Origin of the sequence: Acetobacter sp. AAB5 (assembly GCF_050106715.1) — a bacterium.
Taxonomy (GTDB): domain Bacteria; phylum Pseudomonadota; class Alphaproteobacteria; order Acetobacterales; family Acetobacteraceae; genus Acetobacter; species Acetobacter oryzifermentans.
In genome coordinates this window covers 213,755-228,185 of record NZ_JBNIEW010000001.1, presented here as the reverse complement: position 1 = coordinate 228,185, position 14,431 = coordinate 213,755, and the positions used below count along the sequence as shown (strand labels likewise).

Genomic DNA, 14,431 nt, shown 5'->3' with positions numbered 1-14,431 from the left:
TGGGCGGGGCTACTTGGCGGTTCCATTTTTCTCCTGACGGCCCTTGCTATGGGAGGGGTCCCTTACAGCCGTCGCCTTTGCATCATAGGCTTCAATAATGCGGGCGACTAGCTTATGCCGCACCACATCTGTTGAATCAAAGCGGGAAATAGTAATTCCTTTTACGTTTTCAAGCGTTTCCACGGCATCACGTAGGCCGGAGGTGGTGCCTGCTGGCAGATCAATCTGCGTAAGATCGCCCGTAACCACCATGCGAGAGCCGGGGCCAAGGCGTGTAAGAAACATCTTCATCTGTGCGATGGTGGTGTTCTGGGCTTCGTCCAGAATAACAAAGGCATGTGAAAGCGTACGCCCGCGCATAAAGGCCAGCGGAGCCACCTCAATATCCCCCGAAGCCATACGGCGCACGACCTGATCCCCTGGCAGCATATCGTAAAGGGCATCATACAGCGGGCGCAGGTAGGGGTCGATTTTGTCTTTCATATCTCCGGGCAGAAAACCCAGCCGCTCACCAGCTTCCACAGCCGGGCGGGAAAGAATGATCCGATCAATGGAACCAGCCTGCAACATGGCCACCGCCTGCGCCACGGCCAGATAGGTTTTGCCCGTGCCTGCTGGGCCAATGCCAAACACCAGTTCCTTTTTGGCCAGCGCTTTCATATATGCGGCCTGACCGGGGGAGCGGGGTTCAATATTGCCATGCCGCATACGGATAAGGGGCAGATCCCCTTCCAATTCCGGGGCGGTCTGTGGCGCGTTGGGGAGAATGCTGGTGGTATTTTGGGGCGGGCGGGACATGCGTATGGCGGCCTCTATGCTGCTGATATCCACGTTTTCGCCTGCTGCCAGTTTTTGGTACAGCACGCCAAGCACCGCACGCGTGCGGGCTGTTTGTTCGGGCACACCTTGAATGGAAATGCGGTTGCCACGCCGGGCAACCTCCACTTCCAAACCTTCTTCCAAGCAGCGCAGGTGTTTATCGTGGTCTCCCACAAGGCGCGCCAGAAGGGTGTTATCTTCAAACTGTAGGGTAGCAGAGGCATGGGGCATTTCTGCTGCCATGCGGGGTGAGGCGGAAATACGCGTGCTACTCAAGCGGACACACACTCCTCTTCTAAAACGCCGGACAGGGAGTTGGTCAGGCGTTCAACAATACGCACGGGCAGTTCCTTGCCAATCAGATGCTTGGGCCCAGAAACATGCACAGGCTGCAACCACGGAGAACGTCCGGCTATCTGGCCCGGTTTCCGTCCTTCTGAGGTAAACAGAACAGGAATGGTTTTGCCCACAAGTGTTGCATTAAAGGCATCCTGCTGTTCACGCAGCAGGGCCTGCAAAGCTTGCAAGCGGGCATCCTTCACATCCTCTGGCACCTGCATGCCAGCGCCTGCGGCAGGGGTGCCGGGGCGTGGGGAGTATTTGAAGGAATAAGCCAGCGCAAAGCCAACATCACGCACAAGCTGCATGGTGGCTTCAAAATCCTCATCCGTTTCACCGGGATGGCCCACAATGAAATCGGATGAAAGAGCCAGATCGGGCCGTGCTTCACGCAGGCGGCGCACGATATCCCGATACTCATCTGCCGTGTGGCCACGGTTCATGGCACGCAGAATACGGTCAGACCCAGCCTGAACCGGCAGATGCAGGAATGGCATCAACTCCGGCAGATCACGGTGGGCGGCTATCAGCGCATCATCCATGTCTCGCGGGTGGGATGTCATGTAACGGATGCGGGAAAGGCCGGGCAGCTTGGCCAGTTCATATGCCAGTTGCGGCAAGCCCCATGTAGAGCCATCCGGGCCTTCACCATGATAGGCATTTACGTTCTGCCCTAGCAGGCAGATATCCTTCACGCCGCTTTCCACCATACGGCGCGCTTCTGCCAGCACGGAAAGCACGGAGCGGCTGCTTTCTGCCCCGCGTGTGTAAGGCACCACACAGAAGGAGCAGAATTTATCGCATCCTTCCTGAATGGTAAGGAAAGCCGTGTAATTGCCTGCGGTCTGCGGGGCTTCGGCTTCTGGCAGAAAATCGAATTTCTGCTCTGCGGGAAAATCCGTTTCAATAACCGCGCCACCGGCACGGGCCGCACGGGCCACCATTTCTGGTAGGCGGTGATAGGTTTGCGGGCCCAGAACAATATCTACATACGGCGCGCGGGCCAGAATTTCCTGCCCCTCTGCCTGCGCTACGCATCCGGCTACGGCAATAATGGTCTGCTGCCCGGCGGTTTCCCGCGCTTCCTTGATCTTGCGCAGGCGACCGAGTTCTGAAAACACTTTTTCTGCCGCTCTATCTCGAATGTGGCAGGTGTTCAGGATAATCATGTCCGCTGCATCTGGCGTGGCAACAGGCTGATAGCCAAGTGGCCGCAGAACATCCCCCATACGTGCACTATCATACACATTCATCTGGCAACCCCACGTAATAACGTGCAGGCCACGAGCAGGGGATGTGTTGGCTGGGGTTCCGGTCATGATGGCAGGCGCTCCGCTATGCCGCAGGCCCATTCCATGCGGCAGGTGGAGGAAATCGGGCCAGAGCGCGTGCAGGTCAAGCCTCTTTTCTCACCAAGGCGAGAATAGTGGAAAGGTAAGAACGGCCAAAAAGTATTCTGGCGGTTAACAGACCGAATGTTCCTTATGGGTTTGGTGGCTTGCAACAGCCACCTAGTTTGCTGCCTAAAGTCTTATACGTATTGAAGCAAAAAAGCAGGCGGTTCTGTCAAGTATCCTTTTGGCTTTCTTGACAGAAGGCGGCAGAAAATTGGCAGGCAGAGTGGCTGGGTTAAACCGGCCTTTGATAACCGTAGGTTTACGGTTCTGGCGCAGTTCTGCCGCCCCCATGGATACGGCTTTCCATGCTGCCTGTGCCAAAGCCTTGCGGCTGGGGAACATATCTGGGTCCAGCGGTTCGTGCAGCAACACGGTTGCGCGGGAACGCTTCCATTTCAGCAAGGCCCATACATGGGGGCCAAGGTCCATATCCCCGTACCATGAAAACACGGGGCGGCGGAGGCGGGAAATGGGCAGGTCTTCCAGCCGGTCATATACAAGGGATACGGGCTGGATAAGGGGTGTCATGCCTGGTTCAAACGTTATGGGCAGCAGGCTTTTATCCATGCCTTCCTTCAGGCGTGGCAATTTTGCGATGGCAAAAAAGGCGGACATAAACGGCAACACGCGGGAGCCATCGGATGATGTGCCTTCAGGGAACAATACCAGATTATCCCCCTCCACCATGCGGCGGATCATTTCATCACGCTCACGGCCTGTGGTGCTGCGCTGGCGGCTGACAAAAATGGTGCGCCCGATTTGTGAGACCAACCCCATGATGGGCCATTTTTCAATATCGCCCTTGGCCACAAATACGGAGGGAAGGATGGTGCCCAGCACAGGCACATCCAACCAAGACATGTGGTTGCAAATATAGATAACGGGGCGTTCCCCCCGCTGGCGGGCTTTTAGGCCACCCACTGTGCCCACACGTTGCCCCACAACATGGATCTGCAACCCGATAATACGGCACAGCACGCCCCAGATAACCCGCGTCCAGCGGATTTTTGGCGTGCCGGGCACAAGCAGCAGGCACGCTTCAAAACCAACAGATAGCGGCACCCACACAACCAGCGCACCAAGGCGCAGGGCTGCCCTTAAATCTGCCGTGCGGCGGAAATAAGCTTCCACCCATGCAGGTAAGGGGGAAAGGCCATCGGGCTTCTTTTTGGGGGAAGCATAAGGGGGATGGGTTTGATCAGACGGGCGTGGTGTCATCGTTTCATTTCTGCCAGACACAGCTCTGTCGGACAAACGCGCCCGGCAGCGGCGCAGATGGAATGAAAAAGCATGCGCTCTCTTACCGCGATTTTAGCCGGCGGGACAATCCATCTCCCAATTTATGCGCAACAGAAGCTGTTTTCGGCTTCGGCACCGTATTTTTGTCATGGTATGTGCATAAAAGGGTTTGTAAGCAGAACTTCCGCAAATAGGTGGCAGGCAGATTATTGGTGAGGACACGCAAGAATAACATGCTGAACAGGCTTGCTCTCACCGCGAATCGTGTTTTGGCTGGCGCCGCCCTGTGGGGGGCATCATCCTGCCTGTCTTGGTCTTGGGCGGCAGATCCACAGCCGTACACCACCAAACTGGTGCCTACCGGAGAGGCGGATTTGGATACGGCTATTAAAAGTTCATCCGATCTGCAGTCTCTCCAGTCCACACATGCGGTGGGGCCATTTGCGTTGGCCGGGCGTGTGCGGAATGAATATGACCGCCTACGCACGGCGCTAGAAAGCTGTGGTTATTACGCTGGCACAGTGCATATCACCCTCAGCCGGAATGGCGGCAAGGATTCCGTGAAGATGGATGGGATGTCTCCCGCCCTTTCTCAATGGATCGAATCCGTGCCGACGGGTGAAAAAATTCAGGCTGAGGTGAAGGTAGATAAAGGCCCACTGTTTCATCTGGGTACCGTTACGCTGGTGGATGATAAAACCGGCAAGCCACCTGTTTTAACAGATGCCCAGAAAAAAGCCTTTGGCCTTGCATCGGGCCAGCCAGCCGTTGCCAAAAGCGTGCTGGATGGCGGCAGCAACCTGATGGATGCCCTGCGGGAAGATGGGCACGCACTGGCAACAGTGGAAAAGCCTAAGGCTTTTCTGGAGCCCACTACGCACACACTGAATATTACCTACCCGGTAACGCCGGGCCCGGTGCTGAATATTGGCAAGATAGACACAACCGGCCTGAAACAGGTGCACGAAAAATTCGTGCGCCGCCGTATGACAGTGCAGGAAGGCCAGCTTTATCAGCCTTCTAAAATTGAAAACGCACGGCAGGACCTGGCCTCCGTTGGGGTGTTTTCGAACGTAACAGTGCAGGATGCCTCCACCTATGCAGTAGATGGCACCATGCCGCTGGACTTCAGCTTTAAGGAAGCCAAGCGCCATTCCGTGGGGGCAGAGGGCGGATATTCCACAGATTTGGGTGCGCGTGCTGGTGGATCATGGACACATTATAACCTGCTGGGCAATGCAGAGCGTTTGCGGCTGACAGCGCTTATTACCGGGCTTGGTGGCTCGGCCCAGCAAGGCTTGGGGTATGATGTGTATGCAGATTTCTTCAAGCCCGATTTTCTGGAACGCAATCAGAATCTAAGCGCGCGTATTGAAGGGCTGCGGCAGTTGTTCTGGTCTTACCGGCAGACGGCGTTTTTGATCCGTGGCGGCATTACACGCCCGTTGGCTAAAAACTGGAACGGTAGCTTTGGGTTGATGGCAGAGCAGGAAAAGATCGAGCAGTTTGATGTCACGCGGGATTACACCATTATTTCTGCGCCGCTTTCCGTCATGTTTGACAACACAGGCGTTGGAAACCCCATCGAGCCCGCAACACACGGCGTACGCGCCAGCATGAGCATTACGCCATCCGTTTCCTTGGGGAATAAGGGCAGTGGCACCTCGTTTTTTGCCATCCTGAACGGCACGGCTTCTACATACTTTGATCTGCACCATCTGGGCATCAGCAAGCCCGGCAATAGTGTTCTGGCGTTTCGTGGCATGGTTGGCAGTATTCAGGGCGCCAGCACGTGGGATATTCCGCCAGATCAACGCCTGTATGCAGGGGGTAGTTCTACTGTAAGAGGCTTCCGCTGGCAGGGTGTGGGGCCGCAGTATAAAAATACGCGCTATGCTATTGGCGGAACCTCGCTAGATGCGGGAAGTGCAGAATTCCGCCAAAGAATTATCGGCAATGTAGGCATGGCTGGTTTTATAGATGCCGGTCAGGTTGGTAGCAGCAGTTTGCCCTTTACGGGCAAGCTGCGCGTGGGTGCTGGTGGGGGTGTGCGTTATTATACGCCTATTGGCCCCATCCGGCTGGATGTTGCCGTACCTCTTAACCGCGCCCCACGTGGTGATAAGTGGGATCTGTATATCGGCCTTGGGGAGACATTCTAATGGCCGATATGCCAGAACCCATTTTGCCACGCACACCAGATAAACCTGCACGCCCACTGTGGCGGCGTGTAGGGCGTGTTGCCCTTATAACCGGTGGCTCTCTACTTGGCATAACGGGCCTTGCCGTAGCTGTTTTGCTGGTGGGAGCCAATACCGGGCCGGGCCGCAAAATGCTTATGCACCAGACATCCTCCCTTACGGGCGGGATGATCGGGCTTTCGGGCATGTCTGGGCGCTTCCCCGATAACTTCCGGCTGGATACGCTGGAAATTCATGATAAGCAGGGTGCTTGGCTTACGCTGCATAACGTGGCGCTTAACTGGTCACCTCTGGCAATAATTGGGCGCACAGCGCGTATTTACGCCGTTACGGCAGATGAGCTGGATATTCCGCGCCTGCCTGTGTCTGATCCGGCCAAGCCAGCCACGCCTTCCAAAAGTTCGCCTTCTGCGCTCCACCTGGGGGTGGATATCCGCAAACTTGCAGTGGGGCGTATTAACGTGGGGGCTGCGCTTGCGGGTTCTCCGGCCAGTTTTTCCTTGGCTGGGCGCGGTCAGTTATCCAATATTGATCCGGTTATCAACGGGTTAAGCCTGCCTTCTTTGCCGGGTGCGGATATTGCGCTGCATCTGAAAAGGCTGGATGCCGCCGGGCAGATTGATCTGGCAACCACCACCAGCAAAGGTAAGCTGGGCCTGCATCTGGATGCCAGCGAGGGCACAGATGGCTTTGCCGCTACGCGCCTTAAAATGTCGCAACTGGTGCCGCTGGCGCTTAAGCTGGATATCAATGGTCCGCCTTCGGCCGCTGTGCTTGGCTTTGCTGCTTCTGCTGGGAATATAAAAGCCCATGCAGATGGCGTGCTGGATTTGCTGGCTGAAAAGCTTGGTAACCTGAATGCCGGAGTAGATGCCCCCGCTATGTCTCTCTCGCCCGATCTGGCGTGGGGGGGCATCCATTTAGGGGCGCAGTTGCATGGCAAAATGGCAGCACCGCTGGGCACAGCGCAGGTGCAGGTTGATCAGCTTGCCGCATCCGGCGCGGGTGTGGGCACGCTGAAAGTTCAGTTCTCGGGCGAAAATGGCAGTGCCGATATGGCCAATCTGTTGCATGTGGTGGCCACAGCAGATGGTGTGCGCCTGCCGGGCAAAGCGCCAACATTGCTGGCATCTGCGCCGTTGCAGCTTGATGCGCAGTTAGAGCCACAAAAGCCCGGCAAGCCGCTGGCTTTTACGCTCTCTCATCCTTTGCTGAATCTCTCTGGCAATGTGCAGTCTGCTGCGCCACAGCGTGGCACGGTGGCGTTAAAGCTGCCCGATTTGCTGCCGTTTGGTGAAATGGCTGGCACGCCTTTGCGCGGTAATGCGGGCATGAACGCACAGTTTGACCTTCCCGCAAAGCCGGAGGGAGATACGCACCTTACAGCAGATGGCACGCTGGCTATTACAGGGGGGCAGCCTCAGGCAGCCGGGCTGATCGGGCCGGACGGCAAGTTTGCCCTTACAGCCACCATGCGGCCCTTGCCTGCGCAGGATAAGCTACCAGCGGCTAAACAGATTGACCTGCAAAACTTTAGTGTGGATGGCCGCGCCCTTAATCTTAAAGGAGGCGGGCAGGTCAACACGGGCCGCGATATGGATCTGGCGTTTGATCTGGGGCTGACAGATCTGGCGCGGGCGTTACCCTCCCTGCGTGGGGCGCTCACGCTGGCCTTGCAGGCCAAAGGCCCGATGCAGGATTTTACAGCCACCCTGCATGCGAAGGGAGACCCCGGTACCGCCACCATGCCACGCGGCCCCATAGCGCTGGATGCCAATGTGCAGCACTTGCCAACTGCGCCAGAAGGCACGGTGCAGGCAAATGGCACGCTTAACCGCGCCCCATTGGTGCTGGATGTGGCTTTGGCGCAAAGCGCGCAGGGTGACAGGCAGGTTGATATTCGCAAACTGTCATGGAACAGCGTGGCCGGGCAGGGGCAGCTTTCTCTTCCTACAGGTGAGGTGGTGCCTCTGGGCACGCTGGATCTGAAGGTGGGGCGCTTGGCAGATTTTCGTCCGCTTATTGGGCAGGCTATCTCTGGCGCGCTGGCAGCTTCTGTTAAAACCACGCAGGTGGCGGATAAACCTCAGGTTGCCCTTAAGCTGGATGGCAACGTGGCTATGCCCAGCGTAAAAATTGGCTCTCTGGCTTTAGCTGGCACGGTAAAAGATCCGGCGGCTCACCCCAATGCTGATCTTACGCTTAAACTGGGGGGGCTTTCTGCTTCTGGCGTAACCGGGCAGGCGCGATTGAGTGCCAAAGGGCCGGATAATGCTATGGCGTTAACCGCTCAGGTGGGGCCAGCAAGCTGGTCTGGAAGCCCCTTGATGCTGGATACCGCAGCTATGCTGAACCTGCCAGCCAAGCAAGTAAAAGTGCAGCGCCTGAATGCCACGGCCAAGCAGGAAACATTGCGCCTTTTAGCGCCTGCCTTGGTCTCGTTTGGGGAGACTATGGGGGTTGAGCGGCTGCGGGCCACGTTGGTAACGGCAGGCAGCCAACCCGCCACCATTGATGTTGCGGGCAAGATCAAGCCTTCTTTGGCCGTTACGGCGGATATTCGTAATCTTACGCCTGCGCTGGCGCATCCGTTTGCGCCAGATTTCAAGGCATCTGGCACGGTTTCCGTTCAGGCCAAGGTGGCGGGCACGTTAAATGCACCACAAGGGCAGGTTAAGCTTACCGGACGTGATTTGCGTATGGCTGGCAGTTCTGCCGCGGCTTCCATTCCGCCATTGCATCTAGATGCCGCAGCCAATCTAGCTGGTAGTTCTGCCAAGGTGCAGGTGGCGGCAGGTGCGGGGCCCAAGCTGAACATGAATGTGGCTGGCACGGCCCCGCTGAACAAAACCGGGCCAATGAACCTGCGCGTAAATGGCAATCTGGATTTAAGCATTGCCAACGGCATTCTGGGTGCGCAGGCGCGGCAGGCCATGGGGCAAGCCCAAATGGCGCTGCTGGTTGCGGGCACCGTGTCCTCCCCCCGTGTAACAGGCACGGTGGATCTGCGCGATGCCGATGTGCAGGATTTTGCCCAAGGCTTCCATTTGGCCAATATCAATGGCCGTGTGGTGGGCGAGAACGACAAGATCGTTATTCAGAACCTTACGGCCAAGGCTGGTGATGGCAATTTGGGCGTAACCGGCTTTGTGGGCATTGGCTCCCCCGGCATGCCGCTGGATATTCGTTTGCAGGCCCATGATGCCCGGCCCATTTCCAGTGATCTGCTAACAGCGGTGATGAACGCGGATATTGCCGTAAAAGGGCAGGTGCAAACCCGCATGGATGTTGATGGCACGGTGGATTTGCGGCGTGTGGAAATTAACATTCCCAATTCCTTGCCCTCATCCGTAGCGCGGCTTGATGTTGTGCGCCCCGGTGATGAGCAAAAGCAGGCGGAAGCCGCCAAAGTAGAAAGCACCAAGGCCGCGGTGATCGGGCTGAACCTGAACGTGACATCTCCGGGCAAGTTCTTTGTGCGTGGGCATGGCTTAGACGCAGAAATGGCTGGCAAGTTGAAAGTTGGCGGCACAACACAGGCTCCGCAGGTTAGCGGAGGGTTTGATCTCAAGCGCGGTAACTTTGATCTGGCCGGTATTTCACTCAACTTCACCAAGGGGCGGGTGGCTTTTAATGGCTCTGGCGTTGGCCATAAAATGGACCCCACGTTGGATTTTGAGGCCGACCGTGCCGTGCAGGGCCAAACGGCTATGCTGAAGGTGGGCGGGTATGCCAGCGCGCCCAAGATTACGTTTGAATCCATGCCGCCGCTGCCGCAGGATCAGGTATTGGCCATGCTGCTGTTTGGCACGGATGCACACTCTCTTTCCTCCACACAGATGGTGGAATTGGGCACGGCACTTGCCACCCTTACAGGGCTTACGCCGTTTGACCCAATGGGCACTATTCGCAAAACCTTGCATCTGGACCGTTTGGCTATTGGCGGCGGTTCTGGCGTGGGGAATGGTGGCACCAGTGTTGAGGCCGGTAAATACGTGATGAAAGGCGTTTACGTAGGCGCCAAGCAGGCCACTTCTGGCTCTGGCACACAGGCACAGGTGCAGGTTGACCTGACAAAACATCTCAAGCTGAACACAACCGTGGGCACAGGCGGCACCGTTACAGGCTTTACCACCCCGGAAAACGATCCGGGCAGTAGTGTTGGGCTGCTGTGGCAGTATCGTTACTAAGCATTCAGGCGCATATTTGAGGCGCTTTTTCTTACAAGCGCCTCAAATCAGGCTTTAGTCCGAAAGGCTGAAATCCACCACAACAGGCACATGGTCGGAAGGGCCTTCCCAATCTCGCGCTTCACGCACAACCGTCATGCCATGCAGGTTGGGTAGGAGGTCAGGCGTCATCCATACGTGGTCCAAACGGCGGCCGCGGTTAGATTTTTTCCAGTCCCGGTTGCGGTAAGACCACCACGTATAAAGTTTTTCTTCCGGCGGCACAAAGTGGCGCATGGCATCCACAAAGCCGGTTTGTAGCCAGCGGTTAAGGCGTTCTGTTTCCGGCGGGGTGTGGCTGACAATTTTAAGAAGCTGCTTGTGGCTCCATACATCATGCTCAAGCGGCGCAATGTTGAAGTCTCCCACCAATACCGTGCGGTTGAGGGGGCGGGACTGAAACCACTCCGTCACTTCTTCTACAAAAGCCAGTTTGTGGGCGAATTTTGGGTTGGTTTCTGGGTCTGGCTCATCCCCACCTGCGGGAATGTAAAAGTCGTGCAATTCCACTTCGCCTTCTGGCGCGCATACGGTTGCGGCCACGTGGCGGCAATCTTCCTTGCCGTACCATATCGGGGTTTGCGTGACAGGCTTTAACGGGTGGCGAGAAAGAATGGCAACGCCGTTATAGCCTTTCATGCCCCGGTAATGCAGGTGCTCAAAACCCAGAGCCTTCACGCCGTCTTCGGGAAACAGAGGGTCTGGCACCTTGGTTTCCTGTAGGCACACAACATCAGGGGCGAGGTGCCGCACCAGCTTTTCAAGCAGAGGCAGGCGCAGGCGGAGGGAATTGATGTTCCATGTTACTAATCGCATGTGCCGTGGCATGACGGATTGCCGTTTGCAGGGCAAGCAAAAACAGGCGCATAACTGGGGCAGATGGAACCCGGCTGTTCCCTTGTAATTTCATGTAACAGGGCCATTTTCTAGATTATGACAACCCAATCTTCTTCCGTTTCTCCGGATGCAGTTGCGCTGCATCGCGCCTTGTTCACTCTGGATAGCCATATTGATATTCCGTGGCCCGATCGGAATGATGCGTTTGAGGATACGGCAGATAGGCGGGTGGATCTGCCTAAAATGCAAAAGGGCGGCATGTCTGCCGGATGCTTTGTGGCGTACATTGCCCAAGCCGCCATAGACCGCGAAGGGCACGCACAGGCGCAGGCGCAGTGCCTGGCTATGCTGGATGCCATAGGCCGCATGCAGGGCACCCATAATGGCATAAGCGCACGTGTATGCTCCGCTGTGGCAGATATGCGCGCCGCGTTTGATGAAGGCATTTTGGTTGTTGTTCCGGCTGTAGAAAATGGCTACGGCATGGGGGATGACCCCGCATTGCTCAAGCAGTTTCGGGCCAAGGGGGCGCGTTACGTTACGCTTACCCATAACGGGCATAACGCGCTGGCAGATGCGGCCATTCATCGCCCCAGCCTTGGGGATGCACCACAGCGCCACAATGGCCTTTCCGCCCTTGGGCGTGAAGCAATTGCGGAAATGAACCGCCTTGGCATTGTGGTGGATGTTTCTCATTCCTCCAAGCAAACCATGCTTCAGGCGGTGCAGGTTTCAACCACGCCTATTGTGGCAAGTCATTCCTGCGTGCGCACGCTGTGTGATCATCCACGCAATCTGGATGATGAGCAGTTGGATGCGCTTAAGGAAAGTGGTGGCGTTATCCAGATTACGGCCATGCCCGCGTTTTTGAAGCCCAAACCGGAGGAAGGTAAACGGCAAGGTTTTGTGGCTGATCTGGTGGACCATATTGATTACGTTGTGCGCAGGCTTGGGCCAGAATACGTCGGTATTTCCTCAGATTTCGATGGCGGTGGCGCGCTGGAAGACTGGCAGAACGCCACACAGGGCGTGAACATAACGGCCGAGTTGATGCGCCGTGGTTATGACAAAAGTGAAATTGCGGCTTTCTGGGGTGAAAACTTCCTGCGCGTGTTGGAAAAGGCAGAACAGGTGGCAGAACAAAGCAGGATTGTATGAGAACAAAAAACTGCAAAAATTGTCCACTTCCTGTCTTGACATCGCGTATTTTCAACAAAAAGTTCAAAAATCACAGGGTGTCAAAAAACCGCAACACATTAAATCTTTTGAAATCAGTGAGTTGGCGGGAATGACCAAAAACTGTGCAATCTGTTGAAAGGTCTGACTTTCTGCGGTTTATGATGAGTCAGCCCCAGCTGTTCCACAGAGTTATCCACAAAAACGGTGGATGAAATTTCCCTTTCGACCAAGAGCGTATGATGACAGCTGATTCTTCCCCTTCAGATACCCTGCCTGTGGCGCAGGAACAGGCAGCCCCTGCTGTAAAGGGGGTAGAGGCCATTCGGCATGCGCTTAAAACCATGCCGCTTTCACCCGGCGTGTATCGTATGCTCGGGGCTAAGGGGGAAGTGTTGTACGTTGGCAAGGCGTTGGCGCTTAAAAAGCGGGTAACGTCTTACACCCACATTAACCGCTTGCCCGAACGGCTACGGCGCATGGTTTCCGAAACGGTAGCAATGGAAATTGTTACCACCCATACGGAAGCCGAAGCACTGTTGCTGGAGGCCAACTACATCAAGCGCATGAAGCCGCGCTTCAACATCCTGCTGCGGGATGACAAAAGCTATCCGTGGTTGATGCTGACAGATGCGCATGCGTTTCCGCAAATTGCCAAACACCGTGGCAAGGCCATTAAAGGGGCCAGCCTATGGGGGCCGTTTGCTTCGGCTTGGGCGGTTAATCAGACCCTCAACCTGATCCAGCGCGTTTTTCTGCTACGCTCCTGCACGGATGCGGTTTTTAACGCACGCACCCGGCCATGCCTGCTTTATCAAATCAAACGTTGCTCTGGCCCGTGTGTGGATCGGATAGATCAGGAAGCTTACGGCAAATTGGTGGAACAGGCGCGGGAGTTCCTTTCTGGCAAGGATACGGCGCTGCGTGAAACCTTGGGACAGGAAATGAATGCGGCAGCAGAAGCGTTGGATTTTGAGCGCGCTGCTATATTGCGCGATCGTATTCGTGCGCTGGCGCAAATGCAGGAATCCAGCGTAATCAACCCGGCATCTCTTCAGGATACAGATGTGCTGGCCCTGTGGCAGGAGGCCGGACACGCCTGTATTCAGGTCTTTTTCATTCGCGGTGGGCGTAATAATGGCAGTCGCTCATTCTTTCCCGCCCATACGCAGGATGCCTCACCCGCAGATGTGCTTTCTGCCTTTATCGCGCAGTTTTACGATGACAAACCCTGCCCAGCACAGATTTTGGTCAATTATGAGCTTCCGGAATCTTTGCTGCTGACAGAGGCACTCTCTCTTCGGCGGGGGCGCAAGGTGGAAATTCTTGCGCCGCAAAGGGGTGAGAAAAAGCAGGTGCTTGACCATGCCGTGAGCAACGCGCGGGATGCACTAAGCCGCAAGCTGGCGGAAACCGCAGGGCAGGCCAAATTGCTGCAAGGCGTGGCAGATGTTCTGGGGCTGGATGCGCCGCCAGAACGCATAGAAGTGTACGATAACAGCCATATTCAGGGCTCGCACGCCTATGGTGTTATGATTGTGGGCGGGCCGGAGGGCTTTAACCGCAAGGCGTATCGCAAGTTCAAAATCAAAGGTCCCGTTACGCCGGGGGATGATTTTGGCATGATGCGCGAAGTGCTGGAACGCCGCTTTGGCCGCGCTTTGAAAGAGGCAGAAGAGGGCGATACCTCCAACTGGCCAGATGTCCTGCTGATTGATGGTGGGGCAGGGCAATATTCTGCCGTGCGCAGTGTGCTGGATGATCTGGGCGTAACGGGCGTAAAACTTGTTGGCATTGCCAAAGGGCCGGACCGCGATGCCGGGAAGGAGTGGTTCTATACGGAGGACAAGGAACCCTTCCAGCTCGATCTGAGAGACCCCGTACTGTACTATCTGCAACGGCTGCGCGATGAGGCCCACCGTTTTGCCATTACCACCCATAGGTCTGGCAGATCCAAAACACTGGTGAAGTCCGAACTGGATGATGTGCCCGGCATTGGGCCTGCACGTAAAAAGCTGTTGTTGAACACATTTGGTTCAGCCCGCGCCATCAAGCAGGCCGGTTTGGCAGAACTGGAAGCCGCTCATGGTATCAGCCGGGAAACAGCGCGGGCCATTTACGGCCATTTTCATCCGGATTGGACGCCGGGATGAATATGGGCATATGAGCATTGCAGAAGAATTCTGGGTATCTG

At 56.1% G+C, this 14,431-nt stretch carries 8 protein-coding genes; 4 read left to right on the top strand and 4 right to left on the bottom strand.

The features are described from left to right. Nucleotides 1-9: 9 nt before the first annotated feature. The 3 genes from ACP7IZ_RS01090 to ACP7IZ_RS01080 form a co-directional block, all read right to left on the bottom strand. Nucleotides 10-1,107 carry a PhoH family protein gene (locus ACP7IZ_RS01090; protein ID WP_426847514.1) on the bottom strand — a complete coding sequence of 366 codons (1,098 nt, stop codon included), beginning with the start codon at nt 1,105-1,107 and terminating at the stop codon, nt 10-12. Further along, nucleotides 1,092-2,510 carry a tRNA (N6-isopentenyl adenosine(37)-C2)-methylthiotransferase MiaB gene (miaB, locus tag ACP7IZ_RS01085; protein WP_426847513.1) on the bottom strand — a complete coding sequence of 473 codons (1,419 nt, stop codon included), beginning with the start codon at nt 2,508-2,510 and terminating at the stop codon, nt 1,092-1,094. The genes ACP7IZ_RS01090 and miaB overlap by 16 nt, the downstream gene beginning before the upstream one ends. A gap of 171 nt (nt 2,511-2,681) precedes the next feature. After that, entirely contained in the window at nt 2,682-3,773 is a 1,092-nt protein-coding gene (locus ACP7IZ_RS01080; protein WP_426847512.1) for a lysophospholipid acyltransferase family protein, read from the bottom strand. 254 nt (nt 3,774-4,027) lie between these two features. On the opposite strand from ACP7IZ_RS01080, the gene ACP7IZ_RS01075 reads away from it, so the two are divergent. Together ACP7IZ_RS01075 and ACP7IZ_RS01070 are read left to right on the top strand one after the other, a co-directional pair. After that, nucleotides 4,028-5,956, top strand: coding sequence for an autotransporter assembly complex protein TamA (locus ACP7IZ_RS01075; protein WP_426847511.1), 1,929 nt, complete (start codon nt 4,028-4,030; stop codon nt 5,954-5,956). Then, entirely contained in the window at nt 5,956-10,185 is a 4,230-nt protein-coding gene (locus tag ACP7IZ_RS01070; RefSeq protein WP_426847510.1) for a translocation/assembly module TamB domain-containing protein, read from the top strand. Before ACP7IZ_RS01075 ends, ACP7IZ_RS01070 begins: the two co-directional genes overlap by 1 nt. Before the next feature lie 54 nt (nt 10,186-10,239). On the opposite strand, the gene ACP7IZ_RS01065 is transcribed toward ACP7IZ_RS01070, so the two are convergent. Further along, nucleotides 10,240-11,052 (bottom strand): exodeoxyribonuclease III, encoded by an 813-nt coding sequence (locus ACP7IZ_RS01065; protein ID WP_426847509.1) that lies wholly within the window; start codon nt 11,050-11,052, stop codon nt 10,240-10,242. A gap of 105 nt (nt 11,053-11,157) precedes the next feature. On the opposite strand from ACP7IZ_RS01065, the gene ACP7IZ_RS01060 reads away from it, so the two are divergent. After that, on the top strand, nt 11,158-12,219 hold the full coding sequence (locus ACP7IZ_RS01060; protein ID WP_426847507.1) for a dipeptidase: 1,062 nt from the start codon (nt 11,158-11,160) through the stop codon (nt 12,217-12,219). Nucleotides 12,220-12,476: 257 nt separating this feature from the next. Beyond that, on the top strand, nt 12,477-14,390 hold the full coding sequence (gene uvrC, locus ACP7IZ_RS01055; protein ID WP_426847506.1) for an excinuclease ABC subunit UvrC: 1,914 nt from the start codon (nt 12,477-12,479) through the stop codon (nt 14,388-14,390). The last annotated feature ends 41 nt before the right edge of the window (nt 14,391-14,431 follow it).